Annotated in this window: 24 protein-coding genes; 14 read left to right on the top strand and 10 right to left on the bottom strand. The window is 40.5% G+C overall.

The window, feature by feature from the left end:
• The first annotated feature begins 74 nt into the window (after window positions 1–74).
• The 6 genes from infC to SKC37_RS03445 all read left to right on the top strand — a co-directional run bounded on the left by infC (window position 75) and on the right by SKC37_RS03445 (window position 4,215).
• Window positions 75–635, top strand: a complete 561-nt coding sequence (gene infC, locus SKC37_RS03420; RefSeq protein WP_377980113.1) for a translation initiation factor IF-3 — start codon at window positions 75–77, stop codon at window positions 633–635.
• An 89-nt stretch (window positions 636–724) separates the two neighbouring features.
• The gene (gene rpmI / locus SKC37_RS03425) at window positions 725–919 is read left to right on the top strand and encodes a 50S ribosomal protein L35 (RefSeq protein WP_130896641.1); all 195 of its coding nucleotides are present in this window, start codon (window positions 725–727) and stop codon (window positions 917–919) included.
• A gap of 80 nt (window positions 920–999) precedes the next feature.
• Complete coding sequence (rplT, locus tag SKC37_RS03430) at window positions 1,000–1,344, top strand: 50S ribosomal protein L20 (protein ID WP_130896642.1); 345 nt, start codon at window positions 1,000–1,002, stop codon at window positions 1,342–1,344.
• Between the two features lie 66 nt (window positions 1,345–1,410).
• A complete protein-coding gene (locus tag SKC37_RS03435; RefSeq protein ID WP_377980114.1) occupies window positions 1,411–2,484 on the top strand; it encodes a cysteine desulfurase family protein in 1,074 nt (357 codons plus the stop codon).
• Window positions 2,481–3,449 carry an XdhC family protein gene (locus SKC37_RS03440; RefSeq protein WP_377980115.1) on the top strand — a complete coding sequence of 323 codons (969 nt, stop codon included), beginning with the start codon at window positions 2,481–2,483 and terminating at the stop codon, window positions 3,447–3,449. Before SKC37_RS03435 ends, SKC37_RS03440 begins: the two co-directional genes overlap by 4 nt.
• A gap of 1 nt (window position 3,450) precedes the next feature.
• Complete coding sequence (locus SKC37_RS03445) at window positions 3,451–4,215, top strand: DUF3050 domain-containing protein (RefSeq protein ID WP_377980116.1); 765 nt, start codon at window positions 3,451–3,453, stop codon at window positions 4,213–4,215.
• 71 nt (window positions 4,216–4,286) lie between these two features.
• On the opposite strand, the gene dnaK is transcribed toward SKC37_RS03445, so the two are convergent.
• Entirely contained in the window at window positions 4,287–6,179 is a 1,893-nt protein-coding gene (gene dnaK / locus SKC37_RS03450; protein ID WP_377980117.1) for a molecular chaperone DnaK, read from the bottom strand.
• Between the two features lie 160 nt (window positions 6,180–6,339).
• Between dnaK and SKC37_RS03455 the strand changes: the two genes are divergently transcribed.
• Window positions 6,340–7,344, top strand: a complete 1,005-nt coding sequence (locus SKC37_RS03455) for a fatty acid desaturase (protein WP_377980118.1) — start codon at window positions 6,340–6,342, stop codon at window positions 7,342–7,344.
• Between the two features lie 148 nt (window positions 7,345–7,492).
• On the opposite strand, the gene SKC37_RS03460 is transcribed toward SKC37_RS03455, so the two are convergent.
• Both SKC37_RS03460 and pgmB read right to left on the bottom strand, forming a co-directional pair.
• On the bottom strand, window positions 7,493–9,763 hold the full coding sequence (locus SKC37_RS03460) for a family 65 glycosyl hydrolase domain-containing protein (RefSeq protein ID WP_377980119.1): 2,271 nt from the start codon (window positions 9,761–9,763) through the stop codon (window positions 7,493–7,495).
• A gap of 80 nt (window positions 9,764–9,843) precedes the next feature.
• Complete coding sequence (pgmB, locus tag SKC37_RS03465; RefSeq protein WP_377980120.1) at window positions 9,844–10,491, bottom strand: beta-phosphoglucomutase; 648 nt, start codon at window positions 10,489–10,491, stop codon at window positions 9,844–9,846.
• A gap of 98 nt (window positions 10,492–10,589) precedes the next feature.
• Between pgmB and SKC37_RS03470 the strand changes: the two genes are divergently transcribed.
• Genes SKC37_RS03470 through SKC37_RS03500 form a run of 7 tightly spaced genes read left to right on the top strand, consistent with a single transcriptional unit; the run spans window position 10,590 to window position 18,645 of the window.
• Window positions 10,590–12,347, top strand: coding sequence for an alpha-amylase family glycosyl hydrolase (locus SKC37_RS03470; RefSeq protein WP_377980121.1), 1,758 nt, complete (start codon window positions 10,590–10,592; stop codon window positions 12,345–12,347).
• A 5-nt stretch (window positions 12,348–12,352) separates the two neighbouring features.
• Window positions 12,353–13,678, top strand: coding sequence for an MFS transporter (locus tag SKC37_RS03475; protein ID WP_377980122.1), 1,326 nt, complete (start codon window positions 12,353–12,355; stop codon window positions 13,676–13,678).
• A gap of 1 nt (window position 13,679) precedes the next feature.
• Window positions 13,680–14,450 (top strand): N-acetylmuramoyl-L-alanine amidase-like domain-containing protein, encoded by a 771-nt coding sequence (locus SKC37_RS03480; protein ID WP_377980123.1) that lies wholly within the window; start codon window positions 13,680–13,682, stop codon window positions 14,448–14,450.
• Window positions 14,440–15,588 (top strand): MalY/PatB family protein, encoded by a 1,149-nt coding sequence (locus SKC37_RS03485; RefSeq protein WP_377980124.1) that lies wholly within the window; start codon window positions 14,440–14,442, stop codon window positions 15,586–15,588. The genes SKC37_RS03480 and SKC37_RS03485 overlap by 11 nt, the downstream gene beginning before the upstream one ends.
• Entirely contained in the window at window positions 15,581–16,219 is a 639-nt protein-coding gene (locus SKC37_RS03490) for a hypothetical protein (RefSeq protein WP_377980125.1), read from the top strand. The genes SKC37_RS03485 and SKC37_RS03490 overlap by 8 nt, the downstream gene beginning before the upstream one ends.
• Entirely contained in the window at window positions 16,212–17,927 is a 1,716-nt protein-coding gene (locus tag SKC37_RS03495; protein WP_377980126.1) for an IlvD/Edd family dehydratase, read from the top strand. The genes SKC37_RS03490 and SKC37_RS03495 overlap by 8 nt, the downstream gene beginning before the upstream one ends.
• A gap of 1 nt (window position 17,928) precedes the next feature.
• Entirely contained in the window at window positions 17,929–18,645 is a 717-nt protein-coding gene (locus SKC37_RS03500; protein WP_377980127.1) for an SDR family NAD(P)-dependent oxidoreductase, read from the top strand.
• Here the strand turns inward: SKC37_RS03500 and SKC37_RS03505 are convergent.
• From SKC37_RS03505 to SKC37_RS03535, 7 genes are read right to left on the bottom strand one after another with little or no spacing between them, the layout of a single operon-like run.
• A complete protein-coding gene (locus tag SKC37_RS03505) occupies window positions 18,642–19,700 on the bottom strand; it encodes a dipeptidase (protein ID WP_377980128.1) in 1,059 nt (352 codons plus the stop codon). The two genes, SKC37_RS03500 and SKC37_RS03505, sit on opposite strands and share 4 nt — an antisense overlap.
• Window positions 19,691–20,755 (bottom strand): D-TA family PLP-dependent enzyme, encoded by a 1,065-nt coding sequence (locus SKC37_RS03510; RefSeq protein ID WP_377980129.1) that lies wholly within the window; start codon window positions 20,753–20,755, stop codon window positions 19,691–19,693. Before SKC37_RS03510 ends, SKC37_RS03505 begins: the two co-directional genes overlap by 10 nt.
• Window positions 20,752–21,534: an L-fucose dehydrogenase gene (locus SKC37_RS03515; protein WP_377980130.1), complete on the bottom strand. Its 783-nt coding sequence runs from the start codon at window positions 21,532–21,534 to the stop codon at window positions 20,752–20,754. Before SKC37_RS03515 ends, SKC37_RS03510 begins: the two co-directional genes overlap by 4 nt.
• Entirely contained in the window at window positions 21,531–22,364 is an 834-nt protein-coding gene (locus tag SKC37_RS03520; protein WP_377980131.1) for an amidohydrolase family protein, read from the bottom strand. Before SKC37_RS03520 ends, SKC37_RS03515 begins: the two co-directional genes overlap by 4 nt.
• A complete protein-coding gene (locus SKC37_RS03525) occupies window positions 22,361–23,200 on the bottom strand; it encodes a fumarylacetoacetate hydrolase family protein (RefSeq protein ID WP_377980132.1) in 840 nt (279 codons plus the stop codon). Before SKC37_RS03525 ends, SKC37_RS03520 begins: the two co-directional genes overlap by 4 nt.
• Window position 23,201: 1 nt before the next feature.
• Entirely contained in the window at window positions 23,202–23,876 is a 675-nt protein-coding gene (locus tag SKC37_RS03530) for an SGNH/GDSL hydrolase family protein (RefSeq protein ID WP_377980133.1), read from the bottom strand.
• 4 nt (window positions 23,877–23,880) lie between these two features.
• A complete protein-coding gene (locus SKC37_RS03535) occupies window positions 23,881–24,621 on the bottom strand; it encodes an SDR family NAD(P)-dependent oxidoreductase (RefSeq protein ID WP_377980134.1) in 741 nt (246 codons plus the stop codon).
• Window positions 24,622–24,730 lie beyond the last annotated feature (109 nt).

Here is a 24,730-nt window from a genome sequence, read left to right on the forward strand (position 1 = left end):
TACGCTTTTTGCTTGCAAATGCGTTAATTTTGATTTAGCTTTCGATTTAATATATATTAAACCCATTTTATTTTATGGCTTTACGCCCGAATAACAATTACAGAGGAAACAGAAGAGAAGAAGAGCCCTATCGGATCAATCAATTAATTCGAGGAGTCGAAGAAGTTCGATTAGTGGGTGAGAATATTGAGGTGGGAGTTTATCCCTTTGAGAAAGCGTTAGAATTAGCTGGTGCTCAAAGTTTAGATCTAGTGGAGATTTCTCCTAAAGCAGTCCCTCCTGTTTGTAAGATCATCGATTATGCTAAATTCAAGTATGATCAAAAAAAGAAACAAAAGGAAATCAAAGCTAATGCAACGAAAACGGTCATTAAAGAGATTCGTTTCGGTCCTAACACGGATGAACATGATTTCAATTTCAAATTAAAACATGCCGTTAATTTCCTAAAAGAAGGTGCTAAAGTGAAAGCTTACGTGCACTTTGTGGGTAGAACGATTGTGTTTAAGGAGCGTGGTGAAATGTTGCTTTTGAATTTTGCTAAAGGTTTAGAAGATGTAGGTAAGCCAGACGATATGCCTAAATTAGAAGGTAAGCGTATGAGCATCATCTTCTCCCCTAAAGCTATCAAGAAATAATTTTCATACGGATGCTGGAATTATAGGGTAATTTTCATTACTTTTGCATTCCAAATTTCAAAATTTAATTTTTACATAATTATCAAACAATGCCAAAAATTAAAACTAACTCTGGAGCGAAAAAACGTTTCAAAGTAACGGGAACTGGTAAGATTAAGCGTAAACACGCATTTCATAGCCATATCCTAACTAAAAAAACAACTAAACAAAAGCGTAATTTAGTTCACGCTACTTTAGTTCACCCATCTGATATGGACCGCGTTAACTTATTGTTAGGTCTTTAATTAGAATTTAAGTTATTGTTAAACCAGAAAGAAGGCTCAAGTAATCAACCGATTCGCCTCATTTCAAAAAACAAAAAATTATGCCAAGAAGTGTCAATCACGTAGCCTCAAGAGCTAGAAGAAAGAAAATCCTTAAGTTAGCGAAAGGATTCTACGGTCGCGGAAAAAATGTCTGGACAGTAGCAAAAAACAAAGTTGAGAAAGGTTTGCAATACGCATACCGTGATCGTAAAGTTAAGAAAAGAGATTTTCGTGGTTTATGGATCCAACGTATCAATGCAGCAGCTCGTCAAGAAGGTCTTTCTTACTCAGCGTTCATGGGTAAATTCAATAAATCTGGAATGACTTTAAATCGTAAAGTTTTAGCTGACTTAGCGATGAATCATCCAGAAGCTTTCAAAGCAGTTGTGAAGAACTTGAAGTAATTCTTGTTTCAACAGAAAGAGAGCCTCGAATTTTTCGGGGCTTTTTTTTGTGCCTATATTTGTCCTATGATGCATCAGCCGATCTACCTTGATTATGCAGCGACTACTCCGGTTCACTCGGAGGTGCTTTCAGCTATGCTCCCCTATTTTACTGAAGTATTTGGAAATGCAGGTTCGTCTGCCCATTTGTATGGTTGGAGAGCCGCAGAAGCGGTGGAGCAATCTCGTGCGACACTAGCAACCTATTTTCAAGTAAAATCCTCCGAAGTCGTATTTACATCCGGCGCCACTGAATCTATTAACTTAGCAATACGTGGTTTTCTGCAGGGAAAGCCGAAAGCACACCTCATTACGAGTGTTATGGAACACAAGGCTGTATTAGAGGTGTTTCATGCCTTAGAGGTCGAAGGTTGGTCGGTGACTTATTTGACGGATAGTGCGGAACTTGAAAAAGCCATTCGCTCAGATACCGTTTTAGTATCGTTAATGTTAGTGAATAATGAACTGGGTACGATTCTGGATTATGAGGAGGTATTGCGCCTCTGTGAAGCTCGAAGTATTTGTTTCCATACAGATGCAACTCAAGCCATAGGAAAACTCTCGCTGACTAAATTGCCCCATCTTCTCAGTTTTAGTGGACACAAGATTTATGGCCCTAAGGGAATCGGTGCTTTAATTGCTCGAGTTCCTATACAGCCTACTTCATATGGTGGTGGACAAGAACGAGGTTTACGTCCCGGTACTTTACCAGTTCCATTAATCGTGGGCCTGGCAAAAGCGGTAGAGCTGATCCCAGAATGGCTTTCTAGGGCTTCTTTTTACCAGGATGCCAAAGAGCGCCTTTCTAGTTACCTCCCATTGATTAATTCTCCTGAAAATTCCGTTCCATCCATTCTTAATTTTACGCTAAAAGGGGCTGATTGGGAAAAGATGTTTCAAGTATTTAACGGCTTAGCTTTTTCGAATGGTTCTGCTTGTAATGCAAAAACAGAATTACCCTCTCACGTTTTGAAAGCCTTAGGACATTCAGATGAGGATGCGCTAGCGAGTGGCCGAATAAGTTTAGGCTATTTTACCACAGAAGAGGAAATTGATCGTGTATGCGAAATCCTTTCCCAAAATTTACCCAAACTCCTATGAAAGAACTTTATACGGTCATTCAGCAAGTAAAGGATTTGCAAAAAGCTGGGTTAAAATTTGTCTTAGCAACTGTGGTTCGTGTGGAGGGTAGCGCCTACCGTCGTCCAGGAGCGAGAATGTTGATCGCAGAAGATGGGAACTGGTGGGGAGGAATTTCTGGGGGGTGTTTAGAGGGGGATATTTTGAAGAAGGCACAGCTTGCCTTGTTTTCGCAGAGCTATAAAACGATAACCTATGACACCCGCGAGGAAGACCCGTTTGCTTTAGGCATTGGATTAGGTTGTCAAGGAGTCATTGAAATTCATATTAATCCATTTCAGGATCAAATTAATGTACTTGTCGAGGCACTGGAGAGTCATTTAGATGGAAATGAAGCGCACACATTAAAAATGCATCATTCTGCTCATTTTCAAATTGAATTAGAGGATGCGTCTGTCTCACATGGAAGTGAATGGTCGGATGACGTCTTTACGGAGTATTTGCCGGCGCCTATGACGGTATGGGTATTTGGTAATCAATTTGATGCGCATGGATTTATTCAGCAAGCGAGTGGATTGGCTTGGCGTGTGAATTGGGTGGGTATTTTGTCCAAAATGTCATCGCATGTAGCTGTCAATGGTCGTTACAGTTATGAGGATCTTTGGCCTATACAAACTTCCGATTTTCTGGTGATGATGACGCATGATTTGGATAAGGATGTGAAGATTTTGGAAAAATTGCTCTCCGCTCCTATTGCACCAGCCTATGTGGGAATTCTAGGACCTAAGAAAAGATTTGAAAAGCTCCAAAACCATTTCAAGCAGGATTTAGTTACACTATTACCTATTTCGACACCGATTGGTTTGGATATTGGTGCGGAAGGACCAGAAGAGATTGCGATCTCCATTTTGGCAGAAATTCTAATAACAAAAAATAATAGAAACGGTCAGCGATTAAGTTTACGAGATCGCGCCATTCACGAATAACATGAGTACACAGATCAACCGCCTAAAAGAACAAATTAGTCCTTTACGAGATGCTTTAGTGCATCATCCAATTAACACCTATATCCAAAGTACAGCAGAGCTAGAGGTATTTATGAAGCACCATGTCTTCGCTGTATGGGACTTTATGTCCTTAGTAAAGAAGTTGCAACAGGAATTTACCTCGGTGGATGTGCCTTGGAATCCCAAAGGACCAGCAGAAGTTCGTTATTTAATCAATGAGATTGTGTTAGGGGAAGAATCCGATGTGGATCAAAATGGAGTATATATCAGCCATTTCGAACTTTATTTAAGAGCGATGGAGGAATTGTCGTTTATGCCCTCTCCTTTCTTACACGAATTGAGATCTTATGCGAATTTGGAAGAATTATTGCTAGCTATTCCTAAGACCAATATCCCTGAATCCGTTAAGGCTTTCTTGACGTTTACTTTTTCTTCGATTCAAAATAGAAGCATGGAAGAGATTGCGGCTATTTTTACTTTTGGCAGAGAAGATATCATTCCAGAAATGTTTCAAGTTATTGTTGATCAATTAAAAAGAGATTCACCGGATAAAGTAGAAACTTTAGTGTATTACTTAGAGCGTCATATCGAAGTAGATGGTGGTCACCACAGTGAGTTAGCCTATAAAATGATGGATCACTTGTGTGGTAACGATGAGTTAAAGTGGCAGAAAGCTACACAGGCTGCGGTGGAATCTTTGCAGGTTAGGTTGAAGTTGTGGGACGGGATTGTAGATAATAGATAAGAGAGTAAAGATGTGGCATAAAAAAAGCCCGATCTAGAGCAGATCGGGCTTTTTTACTTTGCAGCTTAGGCTTATTTTACTTCTTCAAAAGAAACGTCTTCCGCTCCTCCGTCAGATCCATTCGAATCTGCTGATTGAGTTGCTTGGCCGCCTTCTGCCTCAGCTCCTGCCGCATACATCTCTTGTGATGCTGCAGTCCAAGCTGTGTTTAGTTTTTCTAATCCAGCATCGATACCGGCTAAATCTTGAGAAGCGTGAGCCACTTTCAATTCTGCTAAAGCACCTTCGATCGCTGTTTTATTTCCTTCCGATAATTTCTCACCGTATTCTTTCAATTGCTTGTCTGATTGGAAAATCAACGCATCTGCTTGATTGATTTTTTCTACTTTTTCTTTTTCTAATTTATCCGAAGCCTCGTTTGCTTTCGCCTCGTTACGCATTTTCTCGATATCCTCGTCAGTTAAGCCACTAGATGCTTCGATGCGGATTTTTTGCTCTTTACCTGTTCCTTTGTCTTTGGCAGAAACGTTCAAGATACCATTTGCATCAATATCAAATGTCACTTCGATTTGAGGTACACCGCGTTGTGCAGGTGGCAAACCATCTAAGTGGAAACGGCCTAATGAACGGTTATCTTTTGCCATTGGACGCTCACCTTGTAGCACGTTTAATTCTACGGATGGTTGGTTATCCGCTGCCGTAGAGAAGGTTTCAGACTTCTTCGTAGGAATCGTTGTATTAGCTTCGATCAATTTCGTGAATACACCACCCATGGTTTCAATACCTAATGAAAGTGGCGTTACGTCTAATAATAAAACGTCTTTCACCTCTCCTGTTAATACACCACCTTGGATAGCCGCTCCGATCGCAACCACCTCATCTGGATTAACTCCTTTTGATGGTTTTTTGCCAAAGAACTTCTCTACTTCCTCCTGAATACGAGGAATACGCGTCGAACCACCTACTAAGATGACCTCATCGATATCCGAGTTCGTATAACCTGCGTTTTTCATCGCACGCTTACAAGGCTCTAGAGTACGCTGGATTAAGCTATCGGCTAATTGCTCGAATTTCGCTTTTGATAAGGAACGTACTAAGTGTTTCGGAATACCATCTACCGGCATAATGTACGGTAAATTGATCTCTGTAGAAGCACTTGAACTTAATTCGATTTTCGCTTTTTCAGCCGCTTCTTTTAAGCGCTGTAAAGCCATTGGATCTTTACGCAAGTCGATATTCTCGTCAGCGATGAATTCTTCTGCTAACCAGTTGATGATTACTTGGTCAAAGTCATCTCCACCTAGGTGTGTATCGCCATCTGTTGATTTTACTTCGAATACGCCATCGCCTAATTCTAGAACCGAAACGTCAAACGTACCACCACCTAAGTCGAATACCGCAATCTTCATATCCTTACCACCTTTGTCTACGCCATAAGCTAAGGCCGCAGCCGTAGGCTCGTTGATGATACGTTTTACTTCCAAACCAGCGATTTGACCTGCTTCTTTCGTCGCTTGACGCTCGGCATCATTAAAGTAAGCTGGAACCGTGATAACCGCTTCCGTTACAGTTTGGCCTAAATAATCCTCTGCTGTTTGCTTCATTTTTGTCAAAATCTGCGCAGAAATCTCTTGTGGTGTATATAAACGATCACCGATGCGAACACGTGGCGTATCATTATTTCCTTGCTCTACCGAGTAAGAAATCGTTTTTAGTTCAGAGCTAACCTCTGAATATTTTTTACCCATGAATCGCTTCACAGATGAAATCGTATTCTGTGGATTTGTAATCGCTTGTCTTTTCGCAGGATCACCTACTTTACGTTCGCCGTTCTCTAAAAATGCAACGATCGATGGAGTCGTACGTCTACCTTCTGAGTTTGCAATAACGACTGCCTCGTTCCCTTCCATTACCGCCACACATGAGTTGGTGGTTCCTAAGTCAATTCCAATAATTTTTCCCATGATTATTTTTAAATATTTTGACAGCATTTATACAAGGAATGTGCCATTTGAGATGACCAAAGGCTTTTGTGACATATTGTCACCTTTTGATTTAAAATCAGTAAGCTAACGGAAAAAATGGCGATATGTGGTATATTTGTATATTAAAAATTAGACAATTATGTCCGAATCAAAAGATTTTAATTGGGTAGAAGGCCCAGAACCGCACAGAGCGCGTACACGTGCCATTGTGAGAGCGCATCCTGAAGTGAAGAATTTAATCGGTAAGAATCCAATGACATTTGTTTGGATTTTGGCTTGTGTAGGTATGCAGATCGCCATGGCTTATTTCATCAAGGATTACCCTTGGTGGGCTATTGTGGCAGTTGCTTGGGTATTTGGCGCTTTTCCTACCCATACCCTATTTGTTTGTATTCATGAATCTGCACACAATTTGATTTTCAAAAAGAATTCTTGGAATGTGTTAGCGGGAATCATTGCTAACTTCCCTTCCCTATTTCCTACAGCCATTTCGTTCAAGAATTTCCATTTAAAGCACCATGCTTTTCAAGGAGTTCATGAATTAGATGCTGATTTACCGGATTATTGGGAGGCTAAATTGATCGATAATTATTTCATCGGTAAGATGATCTGGTTATTGTTGTTCCCTTTCTTTCAAGGCATTCGTACGATGCGTTGTATCGAATTAGCGGTGTTTGATCGTCCAGTCATCCTGAATATTATTGCTCAAATAGCCTTTGATGCGATCATTGTGTATTTCTGGGGTTGGTCATCATTAGCTTATATGGGATTAAGTTTCTTGTTCTCTGTAGGACTTCACCCACTGGGAGCACGTTGGATTCAGGAACATTTCTTGGTTTTAGACAAGAACCAGGAGACGTATTCCTATTATGGTAATTTGAATGGTATTAATATGAATGTGGGTTACCATAATGAACACCATGATATGCCCTCTGTGCCTTGGAATAATTTGCCAAAGTTAAAGGCAGCCGCTCCTGAGTTTTATGACAACTTAAAATACCATACCTCTTTCGTAAAGCTATTCTTTACTTTCCTATTCTCACAAGAAGTAGGCTTGTATTCTCGTATTGCGCGTAAAGAGCGTGACGGAGTTCCACTGACGGATCAATCGATGCCGGATATAGAACTCATAAATAAAGCTTAATTTAAAGCATAAAGTATAAAGCACAAAGAATAATGATTGAATCGCCTTAGGCAATGAGTATAGGAAATGTGTTTCACGAATTCATTAAAAAAGGGATCAAAATTTGATCCCTTTTTTAATACATAATTTATGCTTTGTGCTCTATGCTTTATACTTTACTTAGTATGCGTGGATTATTATGCACAAAAACTTTCAACTCCGGACCCGCCAAATTAGTAATCTCCACTCCCGATTTTTTTACAGCGATGTTTAATTGATTCGCACGGAAGTTGATTTTGAAGGAGAATTCGTTCCACTGTTTTGGCAAGAATGGATTGAAATGCAAGGTGTGATCCTTTAAGCGCATGCCACCAAAACCTTTTATGATCGACATCCAGGTGCCGGCCATACTGGTGATGTGGCAACCATCCTCTGTATCGTTATTGTAATCATCTAAGTCTAAACGTGCGGCACGTGTGTAGAATTCATATGATTTGTCTTCTTTGCCTAGTTTAGCGGCTAATATGCTGTGAACACATGGGCTTAAAGAAGATTCGTGTACAGTAATAGGTTCATAAAAATTATAATTGCGCTCTAATTCTTCAAGGCTGAAATCGTCTTCAAAGAAATAAATTCCTTGTAATACGTCCGCTTGTTTGATGTAGCAAGAACGTAGGATGCGATCCCAAGACCATTTTTGGTTAATTGGTCTTTCAGCAGTAATGGTGTCAACTGGGGCGATTACCTTGTCTAAGAAACCATCTTGTTGCAAATAGATTCCCTGTTTTTCATCGCGGGGGAAATACATGTTTTCGATGATGTGCTGGAATTGTGCTATTTCTTCTTTCGCGAAGGCTGTTGAAGTAATTTTAGCCGCAGCTTCTGCAGGGTAATTTTGTTGAATCTCTGCGTAAACTTCAAGCGTGTATTTTAAACACCAGGTGGCGATGTAGTTCGTGTACCAGTTATTGTTTACGTTGTTTTCGTATTCATTAGGACCTGTTACGCCTAACATGACGTATTTCTGCTTGTCTTCCGACCAGTTTACGCGTTGAGCCCAGAAACGTGCGATTCCGATCAACACTTCCCAACCGTATTCCACTAAGTGTTTGCGGTCGTCAGTGTAATTCACGTAATCCATAATCGCATAGGCGATGGCTCCATTACGGTGGATTTCTTCGAAAGTGATTTCCCACTCGTTGTGGCACTCTTCTCCGTTCATCGTTACCATCGGATAAAGAGCTGCACCTTTATTAAAGCCTAATTTGCCTGCGTTTTCAATGGCGCGATCTAATTGCTTCCAACGGTAGATTAATAGGTTTTTAGAAACTTTAGCAGGAGCGGTTCCTAAATAGAATGGAATGCAATAAGCTTCTGTATCCCAATAGGTCGATCCACCGTATTTCTCACCAGTAAAGCCTTTAGGACCAATATTTAAACGATCGTCCTCCCCTGTGTAGGTTTGGTTCATTTGGAATATATTGAAACGAATGCCTTGTTGAGCGGATGCGTCACCTGAGATGATGATATCGTTGATAGCCCATTTGGTTGCCCAAGCTGCCGCTTGTTCTTGCAACATTTTGTCAAAACCTTTCGCTGAAATAAGGGCTAAATAGTCTGAGGCGATTTTTTCAAAGGACGCAGTTGGGTGATTCTCAGAGCTAATATTAACCGCATATTTAATGATGGTTAACTTTTCGCTTTGCTTGGCTGAAAGCGTGTATGCAAGTTCACTGTACTTTTCGCGCGTTGTGGAGGTTGCTTTTGCGTCAATTTTATGACCGTTAGCTTTAATTTCAATTTGTTGAGCGGTAATTACCTCGAAACCTGTTTTCTTGGTTTTGGACCAAACAAAATTTGAACCCACCTTTACCTCATCCCAGAATTTCTCATCGTAATTCGAGTCTTTATTCTTGATGTCTCCATCAATAAATGCTTTTACTTGAATGTCTTCGGTGAAGTTTAGTGGTGTAATAGAATAGGAAATAACACCTGATTCATCATCTGCCATGCTATTTAGGCGAACGGATTCAATGGCTAAACGCTTTCCATTGGCTAAGGTGATTTCGCAGGTACGAAGGATATAACCCTCTTTCATGTTCAATTCACGGTAAAATGAATGGATTTCACTCGTGTGTAAATCGACCTCTACTCCGCCGATCTGGATAGATAGGCCATTCCAGTTAGCGGCATTTAAAACCTTGGCAAAATATTCTGGATACCCATTTTTCCACCAACCTACACGTGTTTTATCTGGATAATAGACGCCCGCTACATAATTTCCTTGAAGGGTTTTACCTGTATAAGTTTCTTCAAATGAACCTCTTTGTCCCATTCGTCCGTTGCCGAGAGAAAAGATGGATTCGGTGATTTCGTTGTAGGCAGGATGGAATTGGTCTTCAATGACTTTCCATTCATCTATTTTAAGATATTGCTTCATTCAGTTTATTAGGTAATTAGGACAATGTCACAAAAATAGAAAATTGTAAATTTTGGACATTTCTGTGCTAGGCTGTTTCTTTAAAAAAGAAGTAAATCAGCCGATTTTATTCCGATAAAGTTCGGAATTACTTTGTTAGCATCGCTCAATACCGATGCTTCTCCTATTCCAATCACTTTCATTCCTCCATTTATGGCAGCTTCAACCCCAGCTTGTGCATCTTCGAATACGATGCATTCTGCTGGTGAAAAACCTAGTCCCTCGGCACCTTTCAAGAACACTTCTGGGTCTGGTTTGCTCTTGCTTACTTTATTTCCATCGATGATTAGATCAAACCAAGACATTAATCCTGTCTTTATTAAGATGATTTCCGCATTTTTACTGGCGGAACCTAAAGCGATTTTATAGCCCTCTGCTTTGATTTGGCCTAAAAAATCCACCACACCTGGAAGGATTTCGGACGGGTTCATATTGGAGATTAATTGTAGGTAATTGTCGTTTTTCTCTTTTAACCAAGCTTCCTTTTGCTCATCCGTAGCCGAAAAAGAGGCCCAATCCAAAATGCGATTCAATGATTCTACTCTGGAAACACCCTTTAATTGTTCGTTCTGCTCTTCTGTTAATTGGTAGTTGAAATTTTCTCCTAGCATTTTCCAGGCTTGAAAGTGGTAAATCGCTGTATCAACTAATACTCCATCGAGATCAAAAAGGCAGGCTTTGTAAGACATATTTAAGTAGGGATTGTTTTAAAGATTAGCAAAATTATTACATTTACATCTGCCAAAAAACCTTTTTCTGCTGTGCTAGACAGTTTATTTTGAAAAATATGCGTAAATTTTACTTATTACTTCTATCCGCCGCCTTAATCCATCCACTTATGGCTCAAAGTTCTACTAAATCAGATAAACTTGTTGTTTACCAAATGATGTTTCATCTATGGGGAAATCAACAAACTGTTGTTAAAAGAAATGGTTCCGCTGCGGAAAATGGGGTAACTAAATTCAAAGACGTTTCTAGTAAAGGGCTGCAAGCCTTAAAGAAGAAAGGCTATTCTCATTTATATACTACCGGTATTTTAGAGCATGCTACCATGGAGGATTTTTCTGCCTTTGGTTCCCCTTTAGACCATCCACAGGTGGTTAAAGGACGGGCAGGCTCTCCTTTTGCGATTAAAGATTACTATGATGTTAATCCTTTTTTAGCAGAAAAACCTGTTGATCGAATGCAAGAGTTTGCAGCTATGTTAGATCGGGTTCACCAGGCAGATTTAAAATTAGTGTTGGACTTTGTGCCTAATCACTTAGCAAGAGCGTATCATTCTGATCAGAAGCCAGCTGGTGTGGTTGATTTTGGCCAAAATGATAATAAAGACCTCTCCTTTTCTCCAGCAAATAATTTTTACTATTTACCAGGAACACAATTTACGATTCCCACTGGTGTAAATCCGCCAGTTCCAGTTACAGTCCCTTACATCGAGATTCCAGCCAAAGTCAGTGGTAATAATGTTTTTTCTGCCCAACCATCCATTCATGATTGGTTTGAGACGGTGAAGCTAAACTACGGTGTTGATCATCAACATGGAAATCAAACACATTTTGATCCGATTCCAGATACTTGGTTGAAAATGACAGATGTATTGTTGTATTGGACGAATAAAGGCGTGGATGGATTCCGTTGCGATATGGCAGAGATGGTACCTGTCGAATTTTGGGCCTATGCGATTCCAAAAGTAAAAGCTGTAAATCCTAATGCAGTTTTCATCGCTGAGATTTATAATCCACAAGAATATAGGAATTACATTTTCAAAGGTGGTTTTGATTATTTATATGATAAAGTAGGGCTTTATGATGGTATTCGCCACATTATGGAGAAAAAACCAGGCGCTACAACAGCGGATATTACCCGTGTCTGGCAACAGGAATCAGGTGATTTCGCTAATCATATGTTGCGTTTTTTAGAGAATCATGATGAGACTCGCTTGAATTCACCAGGCTTTGCGGCAGGTAATTTTTGGTCTACTATACCAGGCATGGTGTTGACGGCAAGTATGCACGATGGGCCATTGATGATTTATTTTGGTCAGGAATTTGGGGAAAAAGCGCAAGAAATTGAGGGCTTTAATGATGCAGATGATCGAACGACGATGTTTGATTTTTACCGTGTCGATACTCAGCAACGTTGGTTGAATGGAGGCAAATTTGATGGGGGTAAATTAACTTCCGAAGAAAAAGAGATAGATTCTTTTTATACGTCATTAATTGCTTGGATTAATTCGAGCGATGTGATCCAAAAAGGAAAATTCTTTGATCTTCAATATGCGCAAAATGCAGCCTATCCAAAAGATAAGGTGTATGCCTATTTACGCTATACAGATAAAGGACGCAACTTAATCATTTGTAATTTTGATGCTGTGAATCACGATTTCAACATAGAAATTCCAACATTAGCATTGGATATGATGGGAGTTAAATCTTACACGTTAAAAGCAGTAAAATCGTTTGTTCCTCCTGTAGCACCCGCTCCTAAAGTGGATGGAAATCGTGTTCAAATTCCCTCTAATTCTGCTATCATTATTTCACTTTAAGATTTATGAAAACATTTACTAAACCTCGCCTGAGTATTGCCCAAATTTTTAATATGAGTGTCGGATTTTTAGGCATTCAGTTTGGTTTTGCTTTACAGAACGGAAATGCGACGCGAGTACTCCAAAACTTTGGTGCTGATGTAGAACAATTATCTTGGTTTTGGTTAGCTGCACCTTTAACGGGTATGATTATCCAACCCATTATTGGTTTTTATTCAGATAGAACTTGGAACGGTTTGGGTCGTAGAAAACCATTCTTTTTAACAGGAGCCATACTAGCCGCCACCGCTTTATTCTTTTTCCCTCACGCGGGTGCTTTAGCGAATTTTATTCCGCCTATTATTGTAGGAGCTGGTATATTAATGATGATGGATGCTTCTTTTAATGTGGCGATGGAACCATTTAGAGCTTTAGTAGCCGATAATTTGCCAGATGAGCAAAATACACTTGGATTCTCCATCCAGACCTTTTTAATTGGAATTGGGGCTGTAGTGGGTTCTTCCTTGCCTTATATGTTTGGGAATTGGTTTGGTATTTCTAAGGAGGTAATCAATGGTCAAATTCCAGCAAATGTATTGTACAGTTTTTATGTAGGCGCTGCTGTTTTTATAACGGCGATAGTTTGGACGATTGTTACGACGAAAGAATATTCGCCTGCGGAGCGGGAGGCAATGGGTTTTGAAGAAGAGGGTTCACAGGACTCGATTTTATCGGTATTCCGTTATATTAAGGAGATGCCATTCACCATGCGACAATTAGGTTTGGTTCAATTTTTCTCTTGGTTTGCCTTGTTTTCTATGTGGGTATTCTCTACTCCTGCTATTGCGCATAGTGTATATAATTTACCTCTTTCTGATCACTCTTCTGCAAAATATCAGGAAGCTGGAGATTGGGTCGGTATTTTGTTCGGCGTTTATAGTGGTGTATCTGCTATTTATGCCATTTTTTTACCCCGAATCGCGCGGGTTATTGGAAATAAGTCGACCCATGCTATTTCCTTGATAGCAGGTGGATTGGGATTAATTTCTATCTATTTTATTTCAAATGATCAATGGTTAATTGCAAGTATGGTAGGTGTTGGTATGGCCTGGGCCTCTATATTAGCTATGCCTTATGCTATTTTAGCCGGATCAATTCCGATGTCTAAAATGGGTGTTTATATGGGGATTTTTAATTTTTTTATTACGTTACCTCAAATTGTGAATGGAATTATTGGTGGTCCTATTGTAAAATATCTTTATGGTGGTAATCCTGTTTATGCCATACTAGCAGCGGGAGTATTTTTGATATTAGGATCGATTAGTGTTTTATGGATAAAAGAGAAAGCGTAAGATGAAATTTTGGCTATTCTTGTGTTTACCTTTTCTTTCTTTTTCGCAGGTTATTCCAGCTGGCATATTACCTAAAATCCAGGAGGCGCGTAAAAAACAGGACCCGTTATTGATCGCCTCACACTTTTATGGTCTTCCCTATGTCTCTCATGCTTTATCTAACCAAAATCCGGAGAAATTCGTAGTCGATTTTACCGGTTTTGACTGTGTCACTTTAGTGGAAAATGTGTGGAGTTTATATCGTTCCAACGGCGTAGATAGTCTTTTCTTAAAAGAATTAGCGCAGATTAGGTATAGTCAAAAACCAATTTCATTTGAAAATAGAAATCATTATTTGAGCGCTGCTTTGGCACAAATGGAGGAAAAGGGTTTGTTTAAACAAGTAATACCGGCTCATTTTCGAGTGTTAGCCGTCAAAAAAATAGATTTTCTGTCTCATTATTTGGCTCCTAAAAATCTACTCATTTCTTTACCCTCTATTCAAGCTACTGAACAAAGTTTGTTACCATTAAATTATGTTCCGAGTGCAGCATTTCCCCAAATCAAATCTTACCTACATTCTGGGGACCTGATTGCTTTTGTCTCTAAACGAAAGGACCTTGATTATCAGCATGTAGGATTTATTCGGGAGATGAATGGTCATTTTTATCTGGTTCATGCATCGCAAGATCGCCAGAAAGTGTGTCAATCAGTTGAATCAATTTCCGTATATTTAAAGAATCATCCTTCAATGATAGGATTTAATGTCTTTAGACCGGAATATGCCAAGTAAAACATACAATTTCGACCAAATTATTGATCGCCACCAAACCCATTCATTCAAATGGGACAATGTGACCTACCCTCAGAGCCTAGCTATGCTTCCGATGCCAGTGGCTGATATGGATTTTCCGGTGGCAGATGAAATTTTAGAGGCTTTGGATCGTATTACGGCTCACGGCATTTTAGGTTACTCTATTGTTCCTGAATCTTTAAAAATAGCTGCTCAGCATAAAATTGAACGCGATTACGCTTGGTCTATTTCGCTTGATTCCCAAGTTTGGATTCCCGGTATTGTGCCTGGAATTACGGCAGCTTGCGCAGCATTAACGAATGAAAATGAGGGTATTATAACGGCAGTACCTGTTTATCATCCCTTTCACTTGGTGGCAGGTTGGGTAAATTGTCCGCTTATTACGTTTGAAATGGTCAAAGAGGGGGATCGTTGGACCTATGATTTTGAAGATTTTGAAAGAGGTTTGCAGAAAGGGCCCAAAGTTTTTCTTCTATGCAATCCTCACAATCCAGGTGGTACAGTTTTTAATGCATCGGAGATTTCGCGCATGGTTGACCTATGTGCTCAATATAATGTGACAATTGTTTCAGATGAGATTCATGCGGACTTGCGTATATATCCTCAATCAGAACATATATCTATTGGACGGTTGGAGAAACAACCGATTATAAGTTTCTTCGCTACTTCCAAAGCCTTTAATACGGCAGGTTTAGGCGGAGCGGTAGCCGTTATTCCGGATGCCGCTATGCGAGACAAATTCACTAAGGCGTCAGCAGGTTTTTTTTCGATGTTATCAAGACATAGCATTGAAGTGATGTTAGCCACTTATGCCCATGGGGAAGAATGGTTAGCTCAGCTTCTGCCCTATTTACGAGCAAATCATGATTTATTGATGGATTTTGTTCGCGTCACACCTGGATTAGCTATGCAGCCGCTAGAGGGAACTTATTTGGCTTGGATTGAATATGACGAAGCTATGCTAGGTGATTTTCAAAAGAAGTGTTTCGACGCAGGTTTACATGTATTACGTGGAGAGCAATTTATGGGCAAAAATTTTGTGCGTTTAAACTTTGCATGTCCTCATTCTTTAGTAGAAAAGGCCATAGAACTTATGAAAACAGTAATCAGTGGCTAAGCTATTCAAGTTTTTTTTGTTTGTATTGTTGCTGGGATTTTTGGCATACATATTTGTCTATATTTCGGAATTAGATAACACGCCTGAAAATACGGAAGTAACAGATATGGATGTGGTTAAAGCATATGGCGATTCTTTGGCTCTAATAGCTGTAGATGATACTATCTCCAAACCTGCAACTTCTTCTCTGAGCTCCGCCTTTGAAGATTTTACTGTTTCGGTGGAATCTGGTGTCATTCATATTGAAAAAAGTCACGCCGTATTACTTGATAATAAAATTGCCGATTTTAAGGCATCCACTGTGCTAGCAACTGACTTAAACGGTAATGCTGCTCCCGAATTTTGGGTGGCTGGTTATCAGGGTAAAAATTACCGTATTTTGGCTTTTGAATATGAGTATGGCAAATTGAAGTCTATTCGCTTTCCGGCTATTATGGGACGACAACGTTTAGGCTATTCAGGATATGACAGTTTATACCTAGAAAAAGCGGCTATTGTTCATTCTTTTGATTTTGAAAATGATCCGTACTCGGATTTGGGAGTTGGAATCAGATTATGTTATTATAAATATGGGGTGGACGGCAGTTTCGTCCTCTCTAAAACCTTAGACCTAGAAAAAGAAGATGAGTAAAGTAGAATTGCGTTCGCAGCAGTGGTTTGGAAAGACCGGTAAAGATGGATTTATTTACCGAGCTTGGATGAAGAACCAAGGGATTCCAGATGATTATTTTCAAGGTAAACCGGTCATCGGTATTTGCAATACTTGGTCAGAATTGACGCCTTGTAATGCACATTTTAGGGAATTAGCGGAATTTGTAAAGAAAGGGATTATCGAAGCGGGTGGATTTCCGGTGGAGTTCCCAGTCATGTCTTTAGGCGAAACCTTAATCAAACCTACCGCCATGTTATACCGCAACTTAGCGAGTATGGATGTAGAAGAATCGATAAGGGCAAATCCAATTGATGGTGTAGTATTGATGTGTGGTTGCGATAAAACGACTCCATCTCTTGTGATGGGTGCTTGTAGCGTCGATTTACCAACCTTGGTTATCTCTGGTGGACCTATGATGAAAGGGAAATTTAAAGGGAAAGAAATTGGAACGTCTGACGTTTGGCGTTTCGCCGAAGCCTATAAACTAGGCGAATTAACGCAGAAAGAATTTATCGAAGCTGAGGCGTGTATGGCTAGAACACCAGGACATTGCGCCGTGATGGGAACAGCGTCTACGATGGCGACGATGGTAGAAGCTTTAGGATTAAGTTTACCACAAAATGCTGCCATTCCTGCGGCTGATGTACGTAGAAAAGTGCTTGCACAGCATTCTGGACGTCGTATTGTAGAAATGGTGAATGAGGATTTGAAAATGTCCAAAGTATTAACGCGTCCTGCTTTCGAAAATGCCATTCGCGTTAATGCAGCGACAGGTGGCTCGACCAATTTTGTGATTCACTTAACAGCTATTGCAGGTCGATTAGGGGTAGATTTGAAATTGGATGATTTTGATGAATTCTCGCGTAATATTCCGCTTTTGGCTAATATTCAGCCTTCGGGAGAACATTTTATGGAAGACTTGTATTATGCAGGTGGACTTCCGGCATTGATGAATCAAATGAAAGAGCATTTACATACGTCGATTGTGACAGTAAATGGTAAGACGGTGGGTGAGAACATTGAAAATACACCTATTTACGAGCCTTCCATCATTTCTACTTTTGATGCTCCGTTTAAACCTGACTCAGGAATAGCGGTGGTTCGTGGAAACCTGGCACCCAATGGTGCTGTCTTGAAACCATCTGCAGCATCAAAAGCGCTATTTAAGCACCGAGGAAAAGCTGTTGTTTTTGAAAATATTGAAGATTACCACGCGCGAATTGACTCACCTGAATTAGAGGTCGATGAAAATTCGGTGATGGTCTTGAAGAATGTGGGGCCTAAGGGGTATCCAGGGATGGCAGAGGTAGGTAATATGGGAATTCCGAAGAAGCTGTTGGAAAAAGGAGTCAAAGATATGGTTCGTATTTCTGATGGTAGAATGAGTGGTACGGGATTTGGTACGGTTATTCTTCATGTTTCTCCTGAATCCGCCGCTGGTGGACCATTGAATTGGGTTCATAATGGAGACTTCATTGCCTTAGACGTAGAAAATCGGACGATTAATTGGGAAGTATCGGAGGAAGAATTAGCTGCTCGTAAAGTAGCACAACCTTTTGAGAAGCCTAAAACGATTCGTGGCTATGTGGGTCTTTTTATTGATCACGTAGAACAAGCGGATCAAGGAGCTGATTTCGATTTCTTGAAAGGTGGTTCTGGCTCTATCGTAACACGCGATTCACATTAGTATGAAAGTGTACATCGTCACCGGAGCTGGTCAAGGGATTGGGCATCAAATTGCGCAGCAATTGATGTCGGAGGGACATTTAGTGGTCATGAATGACATTGATTCTACTCTTTTATCTGGCCCCTACGCGATGGCCGGTGACGTTAGTTCTTACGAGTTTATACAAGAGTTAGTGGCCTATGCGCAAACATTACCCGGTGATTTAGCTGGTTGTGTCTGTAATGCGGGGGTGACGACCTTTGGGAGTTTTTGGGAATATAGCCCAGCCTCCATGAAATCTTTACTGGATTTAAATATTCAGGGGACTTTTTTCTTGATTCAAGAAGTGGCGAGGTTCATCCGTAGAGCGGGTAATCCTGGTTCCATTGTGGTGACATCATCTGTCACCGGTCATCAGGCACATCCAGATTTAGCGGCGTATGGTATGACGAAAGCGGCATTAAATCAATTAGTCCAAAACTTGGTCATCGACCTCTCCCCTGTTCAAATTCGCATCAATGCGGTTTCACCTGGAGCAACGATGACCGAAAGAACCGAGAAAGAGGCTGATTATTTGCAGGAATGGAGTCGACTTACTCCGTTAGGTAAGCCTGCTGATGTTCAAGATATTTCAGAAGCTGTTTGTTTCTTTTTGAGTGATAAAGCAAAGCATATCACAGGTCAAACATTAATTGTGGATGGTGGCTGGACAAGCATAAGTCCCCCACCAAAGGCCTAAGACCAAGCCTTTTCTAAAAAGTTCAACCAGTTTTGGTGGCAGAATTTGACGATGTCTTCGTCAGAAAATCCGCGTTTAAAAAGCAATTCAGGTAGTTTTTGTAAATCAGCAATGGTCTCCACGTCTGCTGGACATTGTTCTCTCCCGAACCCTCCATCTAAATCGGTGCCCAATCCCACGTGATTCGTATTTCCTGCTAGGTCGCAAACGTGGACTAAATGATCTATGAGTGTATGTAAGGTAACGTTTTTATTCAATGGCGTAGATTCCCCTCTCACCCAACCTGGAACCATCATCCAAGCGTCCATCGGCATGCCAATCACTGCTCCTCGCGAAATAATCTCTTTCAATTGTTCATCACTGAATTGACGATTATGATCCACTAAGGCTCGGCAATTTTGATGACTAGCCCAAACGGGACCTTGGTGGTATTCCATCGCCTCCCAAAAACTTTCATCACATAAATGCGTCGCATCCAAAATGATCTGTAGATCCATCATCTTACGCAATAAATCACGTCCCATCTCTCCCATTCCGCCCGTGGCATTTGTGCCTTGTGCATAACGTCCCGAACCATAATGGGCAGGACCTAAGGCACGTAAACCAGACGCGTAGGCTATTTCTACATACTCTAATGAAACGATAGAATCAGCTCCCTCGAGACTCAAAATATAGCCGATGGTATGCCCATCAGCTTCCCATTGCGTTAAATGATCGTGTAATTCGGATCTATTTCGAATAGGACGAATATCTCCCGTTCTTTCTAATGCTTTGTAATAGGCTAATTGACCTTGCGTTTGTGCCCAAGCTTGTTCCGGACTATTCCAGCCGGGTAATGTGGATTCAGGGGCCACATATCGAGCGATTTGAGTAGCAACGACGATGCCTACATTTCCTTTTCTTAATTCGTCCAAACTAACGGTCGCATTGCCACGATCAGGTTTATCGGTTAAATGCTTCTCCCGATCATTAATTTCTTGAATACTAGCGCGCATGTCACGATTCCATTCAAGCGCGTTCATACTTAAATCTAAATGGGCGTCGATTAATAACATAGTCTACGATTTCTAGCTTTCACTTCCCATAAACCACCATCAATGACCTGAAGATGGGAATGTAGATTAACCGTAGGGCAAATATGGTAGGGAATCATTCGGACGATTTCACCTATAGTGTAAGTTGAATTATCACCTACTTCCACTATGCCATGTTCTTCACTTTGTGATTTTAAAATCCAGTCTGGATGATTCAGGAAGCGAACGCGATTATCAATAGGGTTTTCTGATGCTACTGATTTGTGGCCTAAATCGAGGCAAATAGTCGTATCTGTAGGTTTTGAGATGATTCTAGCGATAATCTCTACTCCAAATTCAAACGTGTTCTCTGGAAATAAGGCCGCATAACCTGCATCAAAGAAAATAAAGGTTCCTGGACTGCAGGTAAATTTGGGATTTTTATGATGCACAAGGAAACTAGGGGTTCCTGATACGACTAATTCTAGATCAGAACGGTTTAAGCGCTCCAAAAGCTCGTAGAATGAGCTGAAATCAGTTTCCACGTGTTTGGCACGGTCTTCGTATACCTTGTCTCTAATATGACCATCGTAGGCATGTAAGCCGCGCAACGTTACGTTAGGTAACGATTGAATATGTTGAATCAAAGTCAAAGCCTTATGAGGTGTAATACCCGTGCGATTCATCCCCATATTGAGGTCTACATAAACTTCTGCTGAAAGGTCTGCAAAAATGCGATTCAGCTCGGAAGCGGCAAATGCATCATCTACGATAGAGGAGAATTTTGTTTTAGGATAATGGGAGACTAATGCTTTAAAACGGTCTAAATTAGGCCCGATCAATTGCATGGAGATAAGCACATCTGGCGCTTCTGAAAGGGCTAATAGTTCCGCTTCGGCGATAGTAGCACATTTGAATTTGGTGATTCCCGCTGCTAATAATAAGTCGTTTCCTTCTTTTGTTTTATGTGTTTTGATGTGCGGACGCAAGTGTGCAGGATTACCATCCACCATTTCGATGACTTTGGCAATATTACGTTTTACCCGATCAGGATATACGATTAATCCCGGGCTTTCAAAGGTGTCCAAATTTCTCATGAAATTGCTCGATCTAGGTGAACATAGCCCCCATCTACGTGGATGATCTGTCCGGTGGTATGACTTGATTTAGGCGACATCAAAAATGTGACCATATCCCCTATTTCTTCTTTTGTGGTCATACGTTGACCTAAAGGTATTTTGCTGGTGATGCTGGCTAATTTTTCCTTTGGATTTTCTAAAGTCGCAATCCATTTCTCATACATAGGCGTATAGCATTCTGCCACGATGACCGAATTCACCCGAATGTTATAGTCGCGTAATTCTAATGCCCATTCCCTAGTTAACGCATTGCGTCCTCCATTCGATGCAGCATATCCAGACGTATTTCCCTGGCCAGTTTCTGCTGTTTTCGACCCGATATTAATGATAGCCCCTTTGCTTTTTTTCAAATAAGGTAACACAGCTTGAGCCATTAAATAATAATGCGTCAAATTCGCGTTAATGGATTGAATGAACTTTTCGTAATTTCCTGATTCTAGGCCTACTCCGTCATTTAAACCGGCATTATTGACTAATCCATCAATTTTACCAAACATCTTGGCTACTTTATCAACTACTAGTTGGCATTCGGACGGATTACTTAAATCAGCCACGAAAGAGAATGCTTGCCCGCCAGTCGCTTGAATTTTTTCGATACATCTTTGATTATCATCCTCATTACGGCCTACAATCGCCACCATAGCAGATTCTAAGGCCAAAGACTCTGATATTCCTTGCCCAATTCCTTTGGCTCCACCTGTCACAATAATCACTTTCTCTCTTAATCCTAAATTCATAGTATCTCTAATTGATAAAATTCGATAGCGTTCTGATGATAAATTAGTTCTTTCTCTGACGCGTTTAACCCTATAAGAGCTTCTTGAAATGAAGTAACCCAGCGTTCTAACGTTGAATTTACTAAAACAACTGGATAATCACTTCCGATCAATAGTCTCTGCGTACCAAAAACGTCTAAAGCCACATCCACAATCTCATTTACTTGATCCTGTGTCCAAGACTGATCTGCTGCTTCCGTCACAATCCCTGAAATTTTGGCAGAAACATGTGATAAATTAGCGAACGCTTGAATTTCCTTCTTCCATTCTTGGATGTTGCCTGATTTTAATGGTGCTTTGGCTAAATGGTCCAAAACGATTTTTTGATCATCGCAGGTTTCACAAAAAGCAATGGCCGATGTAATTTGATGCGGATAAATCAATAAATCATAGCTTAAATCGAAGCTAGCGAGTGTTTTGACACCCCGGATGAACTCTTTCCTGGCTAGAAAACTGGGGTCTTTTTCCCCCTGAACAATATGTCTGAAGCCTTTGATGGCCTCAAATTGGGAGAAATAAGCTAGTCGATCTTCGATATTTGGACTTTGTAAATCCACCCAACCCACAACACCTTGAATGAATTCGTTTTGTTCGGCAAGTGCCAATAGAAACAAGGTTTCTTCTTCGGAAGAATCAGCTTGAACAGCCACGCAGCCTGTAAATCCTTGGTCTCTAAAAAGTGGTTCGCTGTAGTTTGGGTAAAAATCAGCCCGAAGAACGGACATCTCTGGAGTTATCCAGGTATCCCGTTCTTCGTTGTAATTCCAAAAATGTTGATGTGCATCAATCATCCTTGATAGGCTATCGCTGTTTGTTGTTGTTCCCCTAAGCCATCCATTCCTAAGGTAACTACGTCTCCTGGCTTTAAATAGATTGGTGGATTGAATCCTAAACCTACACCGTGAGGTGTACCTGTGCTTATTACATCCCCTGGCAGTAAAGTCATAAATTGAGAGATATACGAAACCACTTGGGGTACGTTAAAGATTAATTGGTTTGTGCTACTCGTTTGGAAACGTTTACCGTTTACATCCAGCCACATTCCTAATTGATGTACGTCTGCAATTTCCTCTTTTGTAGCTAAATAGGGTCCCAAAGGCGCAAAGGAATCACATCCCTTCCCTTTTGACCAATTTCCACCACGTTCTAATTGAAATTCACGTTCAGATAGATCATTGTGCAAGCAATAACCCGCCACATAATCGTAGGCCTCGGCTTCCGAAACATAGGAAGCCTTTTTACCGATCACAATCGCTAATTCAACTTCCCAATCTGTCTTCGTAGAGTTTTTTGGGATAATGATATCGTCATTGGGCCCAGAAAGGGCTGTCGTGCTCTTGAAGAATAAAATGGGTTCCTTTGGGATCTCTGCTCCTGTTTCTTTGGCATGATCCGCATAATTCAAGCCAACACACACAATTTTACTCGGTCTAGCGACACATGATCCTAATCGGCCGGAAATCACAGGAAAATCAGCAGGATTCAATTTAGCTAATTCTGCTAAGCCATTCTGTTGAAAAAAGGATTCGTTAAAATCTGTAAAACGCGACGATACATCATAATAGACCCCATCTTGGTATATACAGGGCTTTTCAGCCCCCTCTTTTCCGATTCTTGCTAACTTCATGCTATAATTTTTTAATAACGTCCCACATCGTATCAGCTAAAAACTGATTACCTGTTTCATTTAAGTGAACACGATCAGAAGTTAAGATACCTGATGCTTTGTTTTCGATGTTGTTTTTAGACTCATAGTCCATAAAGGCTTTGCGCAAATCGATCAATTGTACGCTATTGTCTTTAGCGATTTTCTTGATGATGGCTGAATAAGCATTTAAGTCCCCATCGTTTTCGTTTGAGTTATCAAACTTCTCTCCGATTACAGTAGGTGTGCATATAACTACTTGAGCATTAGCTTTTTGAATCTTCTTAATTAAAGCAGTATAGAATCTTTCAAACTTGTCGGCATCTGTACCAGTACGTGAACTTGTTTTATGCCAAACATCATTAATGCCGATGTAAATAATGACTAAATTGGGATTTTTAGCCACCACATCTTCTTCATGACGCAAGTATAAATCATATACTTTATTGCCACCAATACCGGCACCGATCAACTCATATTGATTAGAAAGACCTTGAGCGGCAATCATTTCGGTCATTTTGGTAATATACCCTGTCTTACCTACTCCCGCTTGAGTGATCGAATCTCCAAAGAAAATAATACGCTTAGGACCGTCTTTCTTGAATGAACTCAAAGAGGTTCCCAAAACTAATAACAGGCAAATCAGTTGTTTTTTCATAGGTTTAGTTGTTTAGATAAATGAATCCACCGTCAATTGGATAATCACAACCTGTGATAAATGCGGCTTCATCGGAACATAAATATAAAGCTAAATGGGCAATTTCTTGTGGTTTCGCCATTCGACCAATGGGTTGAGTAGCAGAAAGTTTCTCAAACATTTCTTTTTGCTGGTCTGGGTAGTTTTTGGCAATAAACCCATCCACAAATGGTGTATGTACTCTTCCTGGTGATATACAGTTGCAACGGATCCCTTGTTTTACGTAATCTTTCGCCACGGATTGTGTCATCGATTTAATGGCCCCCTTTGTCATTGAATAACCAAAACGATCCGGAATCCCCACCGAAGCAGCCACCGAGGCCATATTCAATATTACTCCCGATTTCTGCTCCATCATGGCTGGAATAAAAGCATACATACAATGATAGGCCCCTTTCACATTGACATCAAAGATACGTTGGAAGTCAGTTGGGTTCGTTTTCTCCAAATTACCAATCTGCGGAATCCCCGCATTATTCACTAAGATATCTATCGAATTCAATTGTGCAGCAATGGCCTCTACCGCTTCTAATGAAGTTATATCAGCCTGATGAAAGGTGATTTCAACCGGCATAGGCTCGACAGATGGTTTTAAGTCCAAAACATGCACCTCCGCCCCTTGTGCAAAGAAAGTTAGCGCAATGGATTGTCCGATGCCGGAGCATCCGCCGGTGATGAGGACTTTTTTGTTTGTTAGTTTGAACATGTCATTCAGTTGTCAGTGGGCAGTAGTCCGGAGGGAATGAGTCCGAAGTCCGGAGGTACCATATCTCTTCTCTCTACTCTATAATATCTCTTATCTCCTCTATTCTTTG

Source organism: Aquirufa esocilacus (assembly GCF_042715595.1).
Lineage (GTDB): Bacteria > Bacteroidota > Bacteroidia > Cytophagales > Spirosomataceae > Aquirufa > Aquirufa esocilacus.